Origin of the sequence: Mesorhizobium sp. ES1-4 (assembly GCF_020164745.1) — a bacterium.
Lineage (GTDB): Bacteria > Pseudomonadota > Alphaproteobacteria > Rhizobiales > Rhizobiaceae > Mesorhizobium.
Window position 1 is genome coordinate 185,999 of record NZ_JAIUGV010000003.1, and the last position, 13,916, is coordinate 199,914.

Annotated in this window: 15 protein-coding genes and 1 pseudogene; 10 read left to right on the forward strand and 6 right to left on the reverse strand. The window is 64.2% G+C overall.

Translation table 11 applies throughout. The features are described from left to right. Positions 1-193 precede the first annotated feature (193 nt). The 3 genes from LB556_RS06845 (at position 194) to LB556_RS06855 (ending at position 3,299) form a co-directional block, all read left to right on the forward strand. On the forward strand, positions 194-958 hold the full coding sequence (locus LB556_RS06845; RefSeq protein ID WP_224565947.1) for a transporter substrate-binding domain-containing protein: 765 nt from the start codon (positions 194-196) through the stop codon (positions 956-958). Between the two features lie 71 nt (positions 959-1,029). Then, positions 1,030-2,334: an NAD(P)/FAD-dependent oxidoreductase gene (locus LB556_RS06850; protein WP_224565389.1), complete on the forward strand. Its 1,305-nt coding sequence runs from the start codon at positions 1,030-1,032 to the stop codon at positions 2,332-2,334. After that, positions 2,331-3,299: an amino acid ABC transporter permease gene (locus LB556_RS06855; protein ID WP_224565392.1), complete on the forward strand. Its 969-nt coding sequence runs from the start codon at positions 2,331-2,333 to the stop codon at positions 3,297-3,299. Before LB556_RS06850 ends, LB556_RS06855 begins: the two co-directional genes overlap by 4 nt. A 209-nt stretch (positions 3,300-3,508) precedes the next feature. Here LB556_RS06855 and LB556_RS06860 read toward each other — a convergent pair whose 3' ends face one another. Further along, positions 3,509-4,270 (reverse strand): GGDEF domain-containing protein, encoded by a 762-nt coding sequence (locus tag LB556_RS06860; RefSeq protein ID WP_224565394.1) that lies wholly within the window; start codon positions 4,268-4,270, stop codon positions 3,509-3,511. 160 nt (positions 4,271-4,430) lie between these two features. Here LB556_RS06860 and LB556_RS06865 point away from each other — a divergent pair, with 160 nt between their 5' ends. After that, positions 4,431-5,135 carry a pyrimidine 5'-nucleotidase gene (locus tag LB556_RS06865; RefSeq protein WP_224565397.1) on the forward strand — a complete coding sequence of 235 codons (705 nt, stop codon included), beginning with the start codon at positions 4,431-4,433 and terminating at the stop codon, positions 5,133-5,135. 166 nt (positions 5,136-5,301) lie between these two features. On the opposite strand, the gene LB556_RS06870 is transcribed toward LB556_RS06865, so the two are convergent. Further along, complete coding sequence (locus LB556_RS06870) at positions 5,302-6,147, reverse strand: LOG family protein (protein ID WP_224565399.1); 846 nt, start codon at positions 6,145-6,147, stop codon at positions 5,302-5,304. A gap of 143 nt (positions 6,148-6,290) precedes the next feature. Here LB556_RS06870 and dapD point away from each other — a divergent pair, with 143 nt between their 5' ends. The 4 genes and pseudogenes from dapD (at position 6,291) to LB556_RS06890 (ending at position 8,691) form a co-directional block, all read left to right on the forward strand. After that, positions 6,291-7,145: a 2,3,4,5-tetrahydropyridine-2,6-dicarboxylate N-succinyltransferase gene (gene dapD, locus LB556_RS06875; RefSeq protein WP_224565402.1), complete on the forward strand. Its 855-nt coding sequence runs from the start codon at positions 6,291-6,293 to the stop codon at positions 7,143-7,145. A gap of 72 nt (positions 7,146-7,217) precedes the next feature. After that, a pseudogene (locus LB556_RS06880) lies at positions 7,218-7,579 on the forward strand (DUF805 domain-containing protein). Then, positions 7,572-7,949, forward strand: a complete 378-nt coding sequence (locus LB556_RS06885) for a DUF805 domain-containing protein (RefSeq protein ID WP_224565404.1) — start codon at positions 7,572-7,574, stop codon at positions 7,947-7,949. Before LB556_RS06880 ends, LB556_RS06885 begins: the two are co-directional and overlap by 8 nt. Before the next feature lie 31 nt (positions 7,950-7,980). Then, positions 7,981-8,691 (forward strand): hypothetical protein, encoded by a 711-nt coding sequence (locus LB556_RS06890; RefSeq protein ID WP_224565406.1) that lies wholly within the window; start codon positions 7,981-7,983, stop codon positions 8,689-8,691. On the opposite strand, the gene LB556_RS06895 is transcribed toward LB556_RS06890, so the two are convergent. Beyond that, entirely contained in the window at positions 8,657-9,700 is a 1,044-nt protein-coding gene (locus tag LB556_RS06895; protein ID WP_224565408.1) for a 2-dehydropantoate 2-reductase, read from the reverse strand. The genes LB556_RS06890 and LB556_RS06895 overlap by 35 nt on opposite strands. Before the next feature lie 125 nt (positions 9,701-9,825). Here LB556_RS06895 and dapE point away from each other — a divergent pair, with 125 nt between their 5' ends. Together dapE and LB556_RS06905 are read left to right on the forward strand one after the other, a co-directional pair. Beyond that, a complete protein-coding gene (dapE, locus tag LB556_RS06900; protein WP_224565410.1) occupies positions 9,826-11,019 on the forward strand; it encodes a succinyl-diaminopimelate desuccinylase in 1,194 nt (397 codons plus the stop codon). A 2-nt stretch (positions 11,020-11,021) separates the two neighbouring features. After that, positions 11,022-11,666 carry a transporter gene (locus tag LB556_RS06905; protein WP_224565412.1) on the forward strand — a complete coding sequence of 215 codons (645 nt, stop codon included), beginning with the start codon at positions 11,022-11,024 and terminating at the stop codon, positions 11,664-11,666. Here LB556_RS06905 and truA read toward each other — a convergent pair. The 3 genes from truA to fmt are packed head-to-tail and all read right to left on the reverse strand — an operon-like array spanning position 11,654 to position 13,885. After that, a complete protein-coding gene (gene truA, locus LB556_RS06910; protein ID WP_224565414.1) occupies positions 11,654-12,403 on the reverse strand; it encodes a tRNA pseudouridine(38-40) synthase TruA in 750 nt (249 codons plus the stop codon). The two genes, LB556_RS06905 and truA, sit on opposite strands and share 13 nt — an antisense overlap. A 25-nt stretch (positions 12,404-12,428) precedes the next feature. Beyond that, the gene (locus LB556_RS06915) at positions 12,429-12,935 is read right to left on the reverse strand and encodes a GNAT family N-acetyltransferase (protein ID WP_224565416.1); all 507 of its coding nucleotides are present in this window, start codon (positions 12,933-12,935) and stop codon (positions 12,429-12,431) included. Beyond that, positions 12,932-13,885, reverse strand: coding sequence for a methionyl-tRNA formyltransferase (gene fmt / locus LB556_RS06920; protein ID WP_224565418.1), 954 nt, complete (start codon positions 13,883-13,885; stop codon positions 12,932-12,934). The genes LB556_RS06915 and fmt overlap by 4 nt, the downstream gene beginning before the upstream one ends. Between the last annotated feature and the right edge of the window lie 31 nt (positions 13,886-13,916).

The following is a 13,916-nucleotide window of genomic DNA, read 5'->3' on the forward strand; positions in this document are numbered from 1 at the left end:
TCAGGAGGGGACCAGTTTCGGCCGTGGTGGGCACAACCAAGACCGATCCGCGTTGAGCCTGTCGCCGAACCGCCGGGGTCCGACGTCTGTCACGCATGCTGTCAGTTTTGACCACAAGGGAGGGATAACTTTGAAAAAGCTGCTCGATCTAGCTGTTCTTGCCGCCGCGACATTGGCGATCACAACGGCAGCCATGGCCGGGGAAACCCTGGACCGCGTCACCTCGAAAAAGGCGATGGTCATCGCCACCAACGCGGCCTGGCCGCCGCAGAGCTTTCTCGACGACAGCAACGAACTCGCCGGTTTCGACATCGATGTCTCGCGCGAGATCGGTAAGCGGCTTGGTGTCGAGGTCTCGTTCGAAACGCCCGACTGGGCGACGCTGACCGGCGGCCGTTGGCAGGGACGCTACGACCTCGGCGTCGGATCGGTCACGCCGACCAAGGCCCGTTCCAAGGTGATCGACTTTGTCGGCATCTATTACTACAGCCCCTACGTCTATGTCGTGCACAAGGACAGCGACGCGAAGACGGTTACCGATCTCAACGGCAAGGTCATCGGCGTCGAGACGGCCACCACCTCGGAGGACTTTATCCGCCGCAAGCTCGAAATCGACGCGCCCGGTCTGCCTCCCATCGAATACAAGCTCGAGCCGGGCGAGGTCCGCACCTATGCGGATTCCATGCTTCCCTTCGATGACCTGCGGCTTGGCGACGGCGTGCGCCTGAATGCCGTGATCGCCCCGGAGCAGACGGCGCAGAATGCCATCAAGAACGGCTATCCCGTGAAGATCCTGGAAGGCGAATACGCTTTCCGCGAGCCGCTCGTCGTCATCGCCGAGAAGAAGGATCCCGAGTGGACCGCAAAGGTCGCGGGCATCCTCGCCGAGATGAAGACGGACGGCACGCTCGCCGCGCTGACCACGAAGTGGTACGGCAAGGACTACAGCGCCAAGTAAAATCATTCCGCCGGCTGCCCCTCGGCAGCCGGCGGGCGTCACCCATGCATGCCCCTCACGCGAAGTCATCGATGGCCTATCCGGACACCTATTACGCCCGCACCCTGACCGACCAGAAGACGAGGCCTCCGCTCAAAGGTGAGTCGCAATGTGACGTGGCCGTCGTCGGCGCCGGACTGGCCGGGTTGACGACAGCGCTGCAGCTGGCCCGTGCCGGACTGCGTGTCGCCGTGCTGGAAGCCCAGGCCGTCGGTTTCGGCGCTTCGGGCCGCAATGGCGGTTTCGTCACGCCCGGCTTCGCCACCGGCGGCGACAATATCGCCGCACGTGTCGGCGCGGAGGCGGCGCGCGACCTGCACCGGCTGTCGATCGAGGGCGTCGAGTTCGTGCGCGACACCATCGAGACGCTCAAAATATCGGCTGCCCAGCCGCGCGCCGGCCTGCTCAGCGTCCTGCGCTACGACGACGGCCATGCGCTGAAGTCTTATGCCGAACGGATGGCACACGACCACGGCTATGAACTTCAGTATCTCGAGAGCGAAGAGGTCCGGTCGGTGCTGAAGTCGGCCCGCTACCACCAGGGCGTGCGCGACCCGAACGCCTTTCACATCCATCCGCTGAACTATCTGCGTTGCCTTGCCGACGAGATCGAGCGGCTTGGCGGCGACATCCACGAAAGCTCGGAGGTCGTGGAATGCGATCTCGCAGGGCCGCAAAAGATGCTTCGCACCAGACAGGGCACGCTTCGAGCACCCCGGATCGTGCTCGCGACCGGCGGCTATACCGGCCCGGTTTTCGGCCAGCTCCATCGCGCCTTTCTACCCATCGCGACCTATGTGATGGTTTCCGAGGCGGCTCCCCGCCTCATTGCGCAAGCCGTGGCCACGACGGATGCTGTCGGCGACAACAGGCGGGCCGGCGACTATTATCGTCTGGTCGAGAGCGGCAATCGCCTTTTGTGGGGCGGGCGTATTACCACGCGTGCCGCTTCTGCCGACGCGCTGGCGCGCGAGTTGCGCCGCGAGATGGTCGGCACTTACCCGCAGCTTGCCAGCCTCAAGACCGAACTGGCCTGGTCAGGGCTGATGTCCTATGCCCGGCATCTGATGCCCCAGATCGGAGAGCTGCAGCCAGGCGTCTGGTATTGCACCGCTTTCGGCGGCCACGGCCTCAACACCACGGCGATTGCCGGAAAAATTGTCGCCGAGGGCATTCTGGGCGTTTCGGACCGGTACCGGCAGTTCGCACCGTTCGGACTGAACTGGGCTGGCGGCGGCGCCGGCCTGGCCGCCGCGCAGCTCACCTACTGGAAACTGCAGGCGCAGGACTGGTGGCGGGAACGCCGCGCCACCGCCAAGGACAAGGTGACGGCATGATCGGCAGGCTGATGCTCTCGCATCCGGGACTCGCCCGCCGCGCCGCGGGCGCGCTTTTTCCTGCGCTGCTGGCCGCCGCCCTTTACGTCATGGGCATCAAGTCGAGCTGGATCGGCTCTTTGATGCCGCTTGCATCCGACTGGTTGCAGGCCAACCCAGCCTTGTCACGCGGCCTCTCCGCCGTGTTGATCGCCCTCCTGGTGCTGGTGAACTGCAAGCTGCTGCTGCTCCTGCCCCGGCGCCAGCAGATCGCCGGCGTCTGGATAGAGCTGTTCGCTCTGCTGATGCTGTTCTTCTATTCCTTCGACCTCTCCTTTGCATTTATCGCCAGGAAGGTCGGCTTCCTGATCACCCAGGGCGTGACCACGACGCTTTACATCTCGGCGATCTCGATCCTGATCGCGACGACCATCGCGCTTGTCGGCGCCATCGCCAAGCTGACCGGAAACGGCATCGTTTACGGGCTGGCGACCTTCTACACGTCGCTGTTTCGCGGCCTGCCGTTGCTGATGCAGATCTACATCATCTATCTCGGCCTGCCGCAGGTCGGCTACGTGATCGGCGCGGTGCCGGCCGGCATCGTGGCGCTGTCGCTGTGTTATGGCGCCTACATGACCGAGATCTTCCGCGCCGGCATCGAAAGCATTCCGCGCGGGCAAAGCGAAGGCGCCACCGCGCTCGGCCTGAGCCCCGGCCAGACCATGGCGCTCGTCATCCTGCCGCAGGCCATGCGCGTCATCATCCCGCCCACCGGCAACCAATTCATCGCCATGCTGAAGGATTCCTCGCTGGTATCGGTGGTCGGCGTGTGGGAGATCATGTATCTCGCCCGCACGATGGGCCAGACGGAGTTCCGTCATATCGAGATGCTGATCACCGCCTCGATGATCTACTGGATCCTGTCGATCGCACTGGAATTCGGCCAAGCCTATCTCGAACGGCGCTTCGGCCGATCGGGACGGTAAATCGTCGAGAATTCAAATCAGCGCGCCTGTGGCGCCTCGGCCTTCAGCCGCCCGAGTTGATCGCGCTGGGTGGCATCGGCACACGCATCGTCGGGCAAGCCAGGATCGTGCCATGGCCTCAAGGCTGTGAACGGGCCGACAAGCGGCACAACCGGATGCAAACAGGGTTAGAGATTGCTTAACGGGTCGGGTACGCCGGGCCTGTCTAGTCATGCGGCCGCGGAAATGTCGGTATCCAGGATCGTCAGGTTGCGGCCCGCATGCTTGGCCTGGTAGAGGCGCCGGTCCGCGGCGCGCATCAGGTCCGATACGCTGACATCCTCGCCGCAGACGGTGCCGCCGATGCTGACGGTCAACGGAATGGTTCGTTCGTCGACGGGCCGGAAGCGGATCAGCTCGACCTCGCGGCGGATCCGTTCGGCAACGCGCTTGGCCTCCTGTTCCGTGGCTCCGGTCAGGAACGCGCCGAACTCCTCGCCGCCGATGCGGCCGAGCACGTCGCCGCTCCGTACGCCGCGCTCGATGGCGCTGGCGATCAACAGCAGCGCGTCGTCGCCGGTCAGGTGGCCGAAATTGTCATTGATCGCCTTGAAATGGTCGGCGTCGATGATCAGCAGTGCGCCGCGGTCGGACTTGCGCCGGGAACCATCCAGCGCGGCAAAGAAGCTTTCCCGGTTGAGCATGCCGGTCATGTCGTCGCGGCTCGCCTTTTCCTCCAGCCGGCGGTGCGCGGCCGCGAGTTGGGCATGGGCACGGGCAAGTTCGCGATGCGCGTTCTTCAGCCGGTCGCTCTGCCAGAAAGTGCTGGCGCAGGCCACCCATGCAAGCACCAGCGGACAGAGCGTCGACGCCAGCCAGATCGTCCGGTTGACAGGAAACCCCATCGCCGGAACGACGATCAGCGTCAGCAGGAGAGAGGTGGCGACGGAGGCGAAAGCGATGGCGGCGGATTTCAGAATGATGCTGTTCATCGCAAGCTCCCACTGGACTGTCTCTGTGCCAGCAAGCCCTGAAGGCTACCTTTCCCGGATGCATAAAATTTGAATCGTGAGGCTATTTCTGCAACTTCAACGCGCAATAGTTGTGGATAAAGTCCCTTTCAGAATCCCTGTTTCGTGCCATAAGGAGCGCATGACCACGCTTCCCGATCCCGCCCGGTTCGCCCATGTCACCGACTGGGTGTTCGACCTCGACAACACGCTGTATCCGCACCACTCGAATCTGTTCTCGCAGATCGACGTCAAGATGACCGCCTATGTCGGGGAACTGCTGGCGCTGCCGCGCGAGGAGGCGCGCAAGTTGCAGAAGGAGCTCTATCGCGAATACGGCACGACGCTGAACGGGTTGATGACGCGCCATGGCATCGATCCTGACGATTTTCTCGAGAAGGTCCATGACATCGACTATTCGTGGCTGGTGCCCGATCCGGTGCTCGGCACCGCCATCCGGCAGCTTCCCGGCCGCAAGTTCATCTTCACCAACGGCGACCGCAGGCACGCCGAGCGCACCGCGCGCCAGCTCGGCATCCTCGACCATTTCGACGACATCTTCGACATCGTCGCCGCCGACCTCAACCCCAAGCCGGCGCGCCAGACCTACGAGAAATTCGCCGAACTGCACGCCGTCACCGGTCACAACGCGGTGATGTTCGAGGATCTCGCCCGCAACCTGGCCGTGCCGAAGTCGCTGGGCATGACCACGGTGCTCGTGGTGCCGCGCAATTTCGAGCCGACCTTTTCGGAAATCTGGGAACGCGACCCGGCGCAGGAAGACGACGTCGACTACGTCACCGACGATCTCGCCACGTTCCTCACGGCCATAGTCGTAAGGGAGTGAGGAATTGAGGAATTGAGGAATTGAGGAATTGAGGAATTGAGGAATTGAGGAATTGAGGAATTGAGGAATTGAGGAATTGTTGGACGCACGACTATGTCCCTTATTTCGTCAATTCTTCATTTCCTCAATTCCCCAGTTCCCTTTCCCCAGTTCCCTTCCCCCGTTCCTACTCCCCTAGCCCGTAGAAGCGGCTGACGATGCCCCAGGCCTCGTCGGCCGTGTCGACGAACTCGATGATGTCCTGGTCGCCCGGGCTGATCGTGCCTTGCTCGGCGAGGAAGTCGAGGTCGATCGCCCGCTTCCAGAAGGACTTGCCGAACAGGATCACCGGCACGCGCTCCATGCGCCCGGTCTGGATCAGCGTCAGCGTCTCGAAGAACTCGTCCATCGTGCCGAAGCCGCCGGGAAACACCGCCACGGCCTTGGCGCGCATGACGAAGTGCATCTTGCGGATGGCGAAATAGTGGAAGTTGAAACAGAGTTCCGGCGTCACATAGGGGTTCGGCGCCTGCTCATGCGGCAGCACGATGTTGAGCCCTATCGACGGCGCGCCGACATCGTCGGCGCCACGGTTTCCCGCTTCCATCACGCCGGGTCCGCCGCCGGTCACCACGACGTACTCGCGGTAGTACGAGGTGGCCGACTGCCGCGAACAGAGGCGGGCGAATTTGCGCGCCTCCTCGTAATATTTGCTGTTTTCCTCGAGGTTCCTCTTCTGCGTCTCGTTCTTGGCCGCCCAGGCCTCGCCGCCGGGTTCGGGCAGACGCGCACCGCCGAACAGGATCACCGTCGAACGGATGCCGCGCTCGGCCAGGATCATCTCCGGTTTCAGCAGTTCCAGTTGCAGCCTGACCGCGCGCAGTTCGCGCCGCGTCATGAAGTCTGGATCGTTCCAGGCCAAGCGGTAGGTCTCGGCTCGCGTCTGCGGCGTGTCCGGCACGCTCTTAGACCGCTCCAGATCCTCGTCCGAATGCGGCAGCGGCGTCCATCCCGCCTTTTCCATGGGAGTCATCGAATCCACCCGTCCAATTCCTTTACTTGCGTCGTCCCGTGACGCAGCCGCGATTGACCCTCATTCAGCCTTAACATAGGGTCCGCGCGACTTTTAAACAGGTTAAGGCGCAGGCCTTAACAGCTTGGTAATGGAGCAAATTCATGTCGAAGCCCGATCTGGCGAGCCTCGAAAAGACCATCGACAGGGCCTTCGAGGAACGCGACGCCATTTCGACCGCCACCCGCGGCGAGATGCGCGACGCCATCCAGTCGGCGCTCGACCTGCTCGACCGCGGTGCCGTCCGCGTCGCCGAGCGGCAGGCCGACGGCAAGTGGCACGTCAATCAGTGGCTCAAGAAGGCGGTGCTGCTCTCCTTCCGGCTCAACCCGATGGAGATCATCAAGGGCGGCCCCGGAGAGGCCGTGTGGTGGGACAAGGTAGCATCCAAGTTCGACGGCTGGAGCGCCGCCGATTTCGAGAAGGCGGGCTTCCGCGCCGTGCCGTCGTCGATCGTGCGCCGTTCGGCCTATGTGGCGCCGGGCGCCGTTTTGATGCCGTCCTTCGTCAATATCGGCGCCTATGTCGACAGCGGCACCATGGTCGATACCTGGGCTTCTGTCGGCTCCTGCGCCCAGATCGGCAAGAACGTCCACCTTTCGGGCGGCGTCGGCATCGGCGGCGTGCTGGAGCCGATGCAGGCCGGCCCGACCATCATCGAGGACAATTGCTTCATCGGCGCGCGCTCCGAAGTGGTCGAAGGCTGCATCGTGCGCGAAGGCTCGGTGCTCGGCATGGGCGTTTTCATCGGCCAGTCGACCAAGATCGTCGACCGCGCCACCGGCGACGTCTTCTATGGCGAGGTGCCGCCGAATTCCGTGGTCGTCGCCGGATCGATGCCCGGCAAGCCGCTGCCCAATGGCGAGCCTGGCCCCAGCCTCTACTGCGCCGTCATCGTCAAGCGCGTCGACGCCAAGACCCGGTCCAAGACCTCGATCAACGAATTGCTGCGCGATTGATCTTTCCGCCGGGCAGGCGCACCTTCCACCGGCGCGACGATCGGTCGCGCTGGTTCAAAATGGAGGGGTGACATGGACTGGAAGTATCTGCTCACAAGTTCGACGGCCGCATCAACCGCGCCAAGTTCTGGGCCGGTATCGGCATATTCATCGTGATCGCCATCGTAGCCTTCATTCTCGATGCGATCCTGGGCACACGTTTCACCACCGCCAGTGGCGCCCAGGTCGGCATCGTCGGCATGCTCGTCGCGCTCGGGTCGATCTATTTCGCGATTGCCCTCTATGCCAAACGCTGGCACGACCGCAACAAGTCGGGCTGGTGGACGCTTATCGGCCTCGTACCCATTATCGGCGGCATCTGGCTGCTGGTGGAACTCGGCATCCTCGAAGGCACCAGGGGTGCCAATCAATATGGATCGGACCCGCTTGCCTGAAAGATCGGATCTCACCTGGCTTTTCTTCAAAACATCGGGCCGCGTCAGCCGCGCGGCCTATTTTCTCGGTGGATTGCTGGTCGCCATCATCCAGGCCTTCCCGCTGTACCGCTTCACGCTGGTGCCGGAAGGCTCGGCCGAGAGCAATATGTGGTCGTTCATCTTCTTCATCGCCTTCATCGGCTCGCTGTGGTCGAACATCGCGCTGGCGGTGAAACGGCTGCACGACCTCGACAAGCCGGGCATTGCCGCGCTGATCCTGTTCGTGCCGGTCGTCTCGATCGTCGCCTTCCTTGTTTTGTGCCTGTTTCCAGGGCAGCCTGGACCCAACCGCTACGGCAGGCGCACCAACGAGCCGGCGCAACCCTGAGGCCCGATTTCATGAGGTCGGATATCTCGCCATGCGCTACCGCACGCTCGATCCGAGGCTGATCGTCGAGACGGCCGAACGGTTGGAGGGCCGCATTGCCGACCGCTTTCCGGATGCGGGCTTGCGCGGCGTCGCGGCCGAACTGGTATCGCTGTCGCGCGACCTGGCCAAGGCGGCAAAGGCGCTCGAGGAACCGATCTGGTGGCTGCGCGGCCTGATTGTCGCGGCCTTCGTCGCCGGTGTGCTGATCTTCGTGTTCGTCGGCACCATCCTGCCGCTGGATCGCATTTCCGGAACCGACGATGCCGTGCAATCGGTGCAAGGCATCGAGGCCTCGATCAACACCGTGATCCTCGCCGTGCTCGGCTTTCTGGCCCTGATCCGCACCGAGGAACGCATCAAGCGCAAGAAGGTCTTTCGCCAGCTGCATGGCCTGCGCTCGCTGATCCACGTCATCGACATGCACCAGTTGACCAAGGATCCGGCGACGCTTTCAGCCAGTTTCAAACCGACGGCGCACTCGCCTGCGCGTCTCACCAATGCCGCCGATCTGGCGCGTTACCTCGATTATTGCTCGGAAATGCTGTCGATCACCGGCAAGGTCGCCGCCCTGTTCGCCCAGTCGGTCAATGATGACGTCGTCATCGACGGCGTCAACGACATCGAGAATCTGAGCTCCAACCTGTCGCGCAAGATCTGGCAGAAGATCACGCTGATCGACGGTCGCCAGCTGCCGCGCTGACCAGTTCGGGCGCCAGTCCCGGTGAGCCATGCGCGGCCGTTTCCGCCTCGCGCACCAGAGCGCTGACGCGCTCGACCACGGGCGCCGGCGTGCCGGCTTTTTCAGCGAGACGCAGGACGGCGCCCTGCAGGTCGTCGATCTCGGTTGGCCGGCCGCGTTGCAGGTCATCCCACATCGACGAACGTGCTTGCGGGTCGATCGCCAGCATCCGCCGCGCCAGCAGTCTGAACACCCAGTCGGGCAGCCTGAGCACCTTCGGCAGCAGCGAGGGACGCAGGCCGGCGATGCGCGCCGGTTCGATGCCGGAGGCTTTCATCGCCCGCAGCGCCTCTTCGATCTGGCCGGCGAGGATCAGCCGCCAGCGCCGGTCGGCAAGTTCGGTTGCCAGCGGAAGGCCCGACAGCGCCACCAGCGCATTGTTCAGGTTCATGAGAAGCTTGCCCCACAGCACGGCTTTCATGTTGCCATGCGTTTCGACAGCCAGGCCTTCGACGTCGAGAAGGCCGGCAAGGCCGGTTTCCCCGTCTTCGACCATCACCACGCCGTCGCTGGCGCGGTGGACGCGCAGCGGCAGCTCTCCATCGGCCGATTGCACGACATTGAACGGGACCATGCCGGCCAGCACCGTCCGCGGGCCTCCCGCCACGCGAAGCCTTTCGGCATTGTCGACGCCGTTCTGCAGGCTCACCACCACGGCACCGGGACGGGCATGCGCCTTGATGAGTGCCGCCATCTCCCGCGTCGCGCCGCTCTTGACGGTGACAAGGATCACATCGGCCTCCGGCAAGGCGGCAGCAGGATCGGTGGTGACGGCAAGGTCTTCGGACTTGACCAGCCGATCGCGGCCCTCGAGGTCGCTGACACGCAATCCGGCCTGCCGCAGCGCTGCCTCGATGCGCGGCCGCGCGAGCAGAACCACCTGCCGCCCGGCGAGTGCAAGGCAGCCGCCGGCATAACAGCCAATGCTGCCCGCGCCGGCAATGACGATCCGCTTTCCGCCCTTTGCCATCGGTTTCTCCGCACCAGTGCGACTATACGACATGAAAACCATAATGTCGGCGGTATCGTCGGCCATGGAGTTGGCCCCAACGTCTGGCAGTGACAGGCCTTTCGCTTTCGACTATCGCTTTTGCCATGACGCTGCCGACCGACCCCGCTGCAAACCTTGCCTCTCTCATCCGCTGTGCCTCGGTGACGCCAGCCGAAGGCGGCGCGCTGAGCGCGCTGGAGGCGATGCTGAAGCCGCTCGGCTTCGTGATCGATCGGCCGGTGTTCTCCGAGGACGGCACGCCCGATATCGAGAACCTCTATGCACGCCGCTCCGGCAACGGCCCGCACCTGATGTTCGCAGGCCATACCGACGTGGTGCCGGTCGGCGACGAAGCCGCCTGGACACATCCGCCTTTCGCCGCCGAGATCGCCCATGGCGAGATGTATGGCCGCGGCGCTGTCGACATGAAGGGCGGCATTGCCTGCTTCATCGCAGCGGTGGCGCGTCATGTCGAGGCAAATGGCGGCCCGAAGGGCTCGGTGTCGCTGCTGATCACCGGCGACGAGGAAGGACCGGCCATCAACGGCACGGTCAAGCTTCTCGAATGGGCCGCGTCCAGGGGCGAGAAATGGGACGCCTCGATCGTCGGCGAGCCGACCAATCCTGACACGCTCGGCGACATGATCAAGATCGGCCGGCGCGGCTCGATGTCGGGCAGCGTCACCGTCAATGGCCGCCAGGGCCATGCCGCCTATCCGCAGCTTGCCGACAATCCGGTGCGCGGCCTGATGAGCCTGGTGGACGCCTTGCTGCATCCTGTCTTCGACAAGGGAACAAAGGACTTCCAGCCGACCAACCTGGAGGTGACCTCCATCGACGTCGGCAACCCGGCAACCAACGTCATTCCCGCCAAGGCGACCGCCACCTTCAACATCCGCTTCAACGACAGCTGGACGGCCGAGACGGTCCAGGCGGAAATCCACAACCGGCTGGATCAGGCGGCGGGGCGCAAGAAATACCGGCCAGGCAAGAAGACGCCGGTCGACTATGACCTCGTCTGGCGCGACCGGCCGAGCCATGTCTTCCTGACCCGAGACGACAGGCTGGTCGAGACGCTGAGCGGCTCGGTCAAGGCCGTGGTCGGCAAAAAGCCGGCGCTGTCGACCTCCGGCGGCACATCGGATGCGCGCTTCATCAAGGATTACTGCCCGGTGGTCGAATTCGGCTTGGTCGGCAAGACCATGCACATGGTCGACGAACGCGTCGCTCTTGCCGATCTGGAAACGCTGACCCAAATCTACCAACGCTTCATTGAAGACTGGTTCGGGCAGGGCTGAGCATGCTTTCGGCGGACGAAACTCAAGCTTCGCTGACCGGCGCCTGGCGGCTGATGCTCGGCAAGGTCGACGGGCTGCGCCTGCTCGACCTCTCGGCCGACGGCTTCTGGAATTCGTTCTTCGCCATCATCGTCGCGGCTCCGGCGCTGATCGTCGGCTGGGTCGGCATCGCCAACGAGATCGGCGACCCTGATGCCTTCGCCGCCCGCTTCAGCATGCTGGTGCGGCTGGCGACGGTCGATATTGGTTCGTGGGTGCTGCCGCTGGTCGCGCTCGCTTTGGTGGCGCCACGCGCCGGCATCGGCGGGCGCTTCGTCCACTATGTCGTCGCCAGCAACTGGGCCTCGGCCATCACCGCCTGGCTGATGCTGCCTTCGGCGCTGATCAGGCTTTTCCTGTCATCGACGAGCCAGGTCTCGAGCCTTGTGTCGCTGCTGTTGTTTTCCGTGTCGATGGTGCTGACCTGGCGCATGACCAACGCCACGATCGGCAGGGGCGCCGCCGTCGGCACCGCCGTTTTCGCTGGCATGTTCATTGCTTCGCTGCTGGTGCTGTTCGGGCTGCAGATGCTGCTTGGCATCACCGTGCCTGAGGACGTCGGGGCTCAGAGCCTTTCCGGGCTCTATGCCGGGTTCTACCCGGGATAATCGACGCCAATGAGAAAAAGCCCGTCGGGCGGCGCCACCTGGCCGCAGGCGGCCCGGTCTTGCGCCTCGAGTGCCGCCTTGAGGTCGCCTGATGTCCAGCCGCCGTCGCCGACCCGCTTGAGCGAGCCGACCATGGAGCGGACCTGGTTGTGCAGGAACGACCGCGCCGACGCTCGCACCTCGATCATGTCGCCCGTCCGGCTCACATCCAGCCGCTCCAGTGTCCTGACCGGGCTGTTGGCCTGGCACTGGGTGGAGCGGAAAGTGGTGAAGTCGTGCCGGCCGAGGAGGACTTTTGCCGCCTCGTGCATGGCGGCGGCATCGAGCCGTTTCGGCACCCACCACACCTTGCCTTTCTCCAGCGCCGCGGGCGCACGCCGATTGAGGACACGGTAAAGATAGTGCCGGCCGGTGGCCGAGAAACGGGCATCGAAGTCGTCGGGAACGATCGCGGCCTTCAGGACGGCAATCCGGGCGCAGGCCGCCTGCAGGTGGGCATTGACGGCATCGCGCACCTTGTCGCCGGGCCACGCCTTGGCAAGGTCGACATGCGCCACCTGCGCGGTCGCGTGCACGCCGGCATCGGTGCGGCCGGCGGCGCGCAAGCGGACCTCTTCGCCGCAGAACTTCTCGATCGCCTGCTCGATCGCCTGCTGCACCGAAGGCTGGTCGGCCTGATGCTGCCAGCCGGCAAAGAGGCTGCCGTCATATTCGATGTCGAGGCGAAAACGCGGCATGCCGGTCGGCTATATACGCTCTCGCCTAGGCGGCGAGAGCGGTGAAGGCGGAAGCGTAGACCAGCCTGCCGGCTTCGGGCGCGTCGCCCCAGGCAAGCGCCTGCAGCGCTTCGCCCTGGTATTCGCTTTCGAAGTTCTCGGCGCGTGCATGGCTATAGCCGAAACGCCCGTAATAGGCCGGATCGCCCAGCACCACGGCCAGCGTCTCGCCGGCATCCCTGAGCCGTATATGGGCCTCGCGGATCAGCGCGCCGCCAATGCCGGAGCCGTGAAAAGACGGCTCCACCGCCAGTGGGGCAAGCGCCACGGCGGCAAACCTCTTGCCGCCGTTCTGCACGAACAGCCGCGAAAACAGGATGTGGCCAACGGCCTGGCCGTCCTCTTCCGCCACCAGTTCGACGACGGCGTCACCGCCGGTCACCAGAGCGTCGACCAGTCCGGCCTCCGCCTGCTGGCCGAAAGCGTGTTCCTCGACGAGGCGGATGGCCTCGCGGTCCCGCGGCGTCGCCGCGCGTATCGACATCATGCTCATGAGAATTTCAGTCCTTTTTCGATCTTGGCTCCGCGCAGGAATTCCGACGCGGCGGCGGGCCTTCCGCCCGCACGTTGAACTTCGACCAGTCTGATCGCGCCTTTTCCGCAGGCGACCGTCAGCCGGTCATCGAGAATTCCTCCCGACTCGCCCAAATCTTCCGAAAGCGGCACGCCTTCGGACAGCGTCGAGCGAAGCAGTTTCAGCCGTTCCATGCGGCCGCCAATTTCAATCTCGGACCAGGCGCCGGGAAAGGGCGACAGGCCACGAATGCTGTTGTGGACCTCGGCCGCGGGCCGTGTCCAATCCAAGCGCGTCTCGGATTTATCGATCTTTCTGGCATAAGTCACCCCTTCCGCCGCCTGCGCGGTAAATTCCAGGGTGTTCGCTTCCAGCCGCGCCAGCGCTTCCACCATCAGGGCAGCGCCAACGCTCATCAACCGATCATGCAGATCGCCGGCTGTCATATCGGGGCCGATGGCGCATTTTGCAACCAATCCCACCGGGCCGGTATCCAGGCCTTCCTCCATGCGCATCACCATCATGCCGCTCTCGCCGTCTCCAGCCATAATGGCGCGCTGGATGGGGGCGGCGCCGCGCCAGCGCGGCAAAAGCGATGCGTGGCCGTTGACGCAGCCAAGCCGTGGGGCCTCCAGAACCGCCCTGGGCAGGAGCAAGCCATAGGCGACGACCACGGCGATATCGGCGCCCAGGGCGGCGAAAGCGGCCTGCTCGGCGTCGCCCTTCAACGATGTCGGCGTGCGCACCTCGATACCCAGCCGCTCGGCCTCGCGCTGCACCGGCGACGGCGTCAGTTCCAGCCCGCGCCGGCCGGCGGCACGGGGCGGCTGCGTGTAAACAGCTGATATTTCATGTCCGGCTTCGGCGATGGCGCGCAGCGTCGGCACCGAAAACTCCGGCGTGCCCATGAAGATGACGCGAAGGGACATTTTTCTTCCGTGGTCTTTCTCTGCTTGCGCG

Excerpts from the sequence above, each read along its gene's own strand:
- fmt (WP_224565418.1), bottom strand. The coding sequence starts at position 13,885 with ATGTCCCTTCGCGTCATCTTCATGGGCACGCCGGAGTTTTCGGTGCCG.
- LB556_RS06915 (WP_224565416.1), bottom strand. The coding sequence starts at position 12,935 with ATGAGCATGATGTCGATACGCGCGGCGACGCCGCGGGACCGCGAGGCC.
- LB556_RS06890 (WP_224565406.1), top strand. The coding sequence starts at position 7,981 with ATGCGCTACCGCACGCTCGATCCGAGGCTGATCGTCGAGACGGCCGAA.
- LB556_RS06860 (WP_224565394.1), bottom strand. The coding sequence starts at position 4,270 with ATGAACAGCATCATTCTGAAATCCGCCGCCATCGCTTTCGCCTCCGTC.
- LB556_RS06905 (WP_224565412.1), top strand. The coding sequence starts at position 11,022 with ATGCTTTCGGCGGACGAAACTCAAGCTTCGCTGACCGGCGCCTGGCGG.
- LB556_RS06850 (WP_224565389.1), top strand. The coding sequence starts at position 1,030 with ATGGCCTATCCGGACACCTATTACGCCCGCACCCTGACCGACCAGAAG.
- LB556_RS06865 (WP_224565397.1), top strand. The coding sequence starts at position 4,431 with ATGACCACGCTTCCCGATCCCGCCCGGTTCGCCCATGTCACCGACTGG.
- dapD (WP_224565402.1), top strand. The coding sequence starts at position 6,291 with ATGTCGAAGCCCGATCTGGCGAGCCTCGAAAAGACCATCGACAGGGCC.
- LB556_RS06855 (WP_224565392.1), top strand. The coding sequence starts at position 2,331 with ATGATCGGCAGGCTGATGCTCTCGCATCCGGGACTCGCCCGCCGCGCC.
- LB556_RS06845 (WP_224565947.1), top strand. The coding sequence starts at position 194 with ATGGCCGGGGAAACCCTGGACCGCGTCACCTCGAAAAAGGCGATGGTC.
- LB556_RS06870 (WP_224565399.1), bottom strand. The coding sequence starts at position 6,147 with ATGACTCCCATGGAAAAGGCGGGATGGACGCCGCTGCCGCATTCGGAC.
- LB556_RS06895 (WP_224565408.1), bottom strand. The coding sequence starts at position 9,700 with ATGGCAAAGGGCGGAAAGCGGATCGTCATTGCCGGCGCGGGCAGCATT.
- dapE (WP_224565410.1), top strand. The coding sequence starts at position 9,826 with ATGACGCTGCCGACCGACCCCGCTGCAAACCTTGCCTCTCTCATCCGC.
- truA (WP_224565414.1), bottom strand. The coding sequence starts at position 12,403 with ATGCCGCGTTTTCGCCTCGACATCGAATATGACGGCAGCCTCTTTGCC.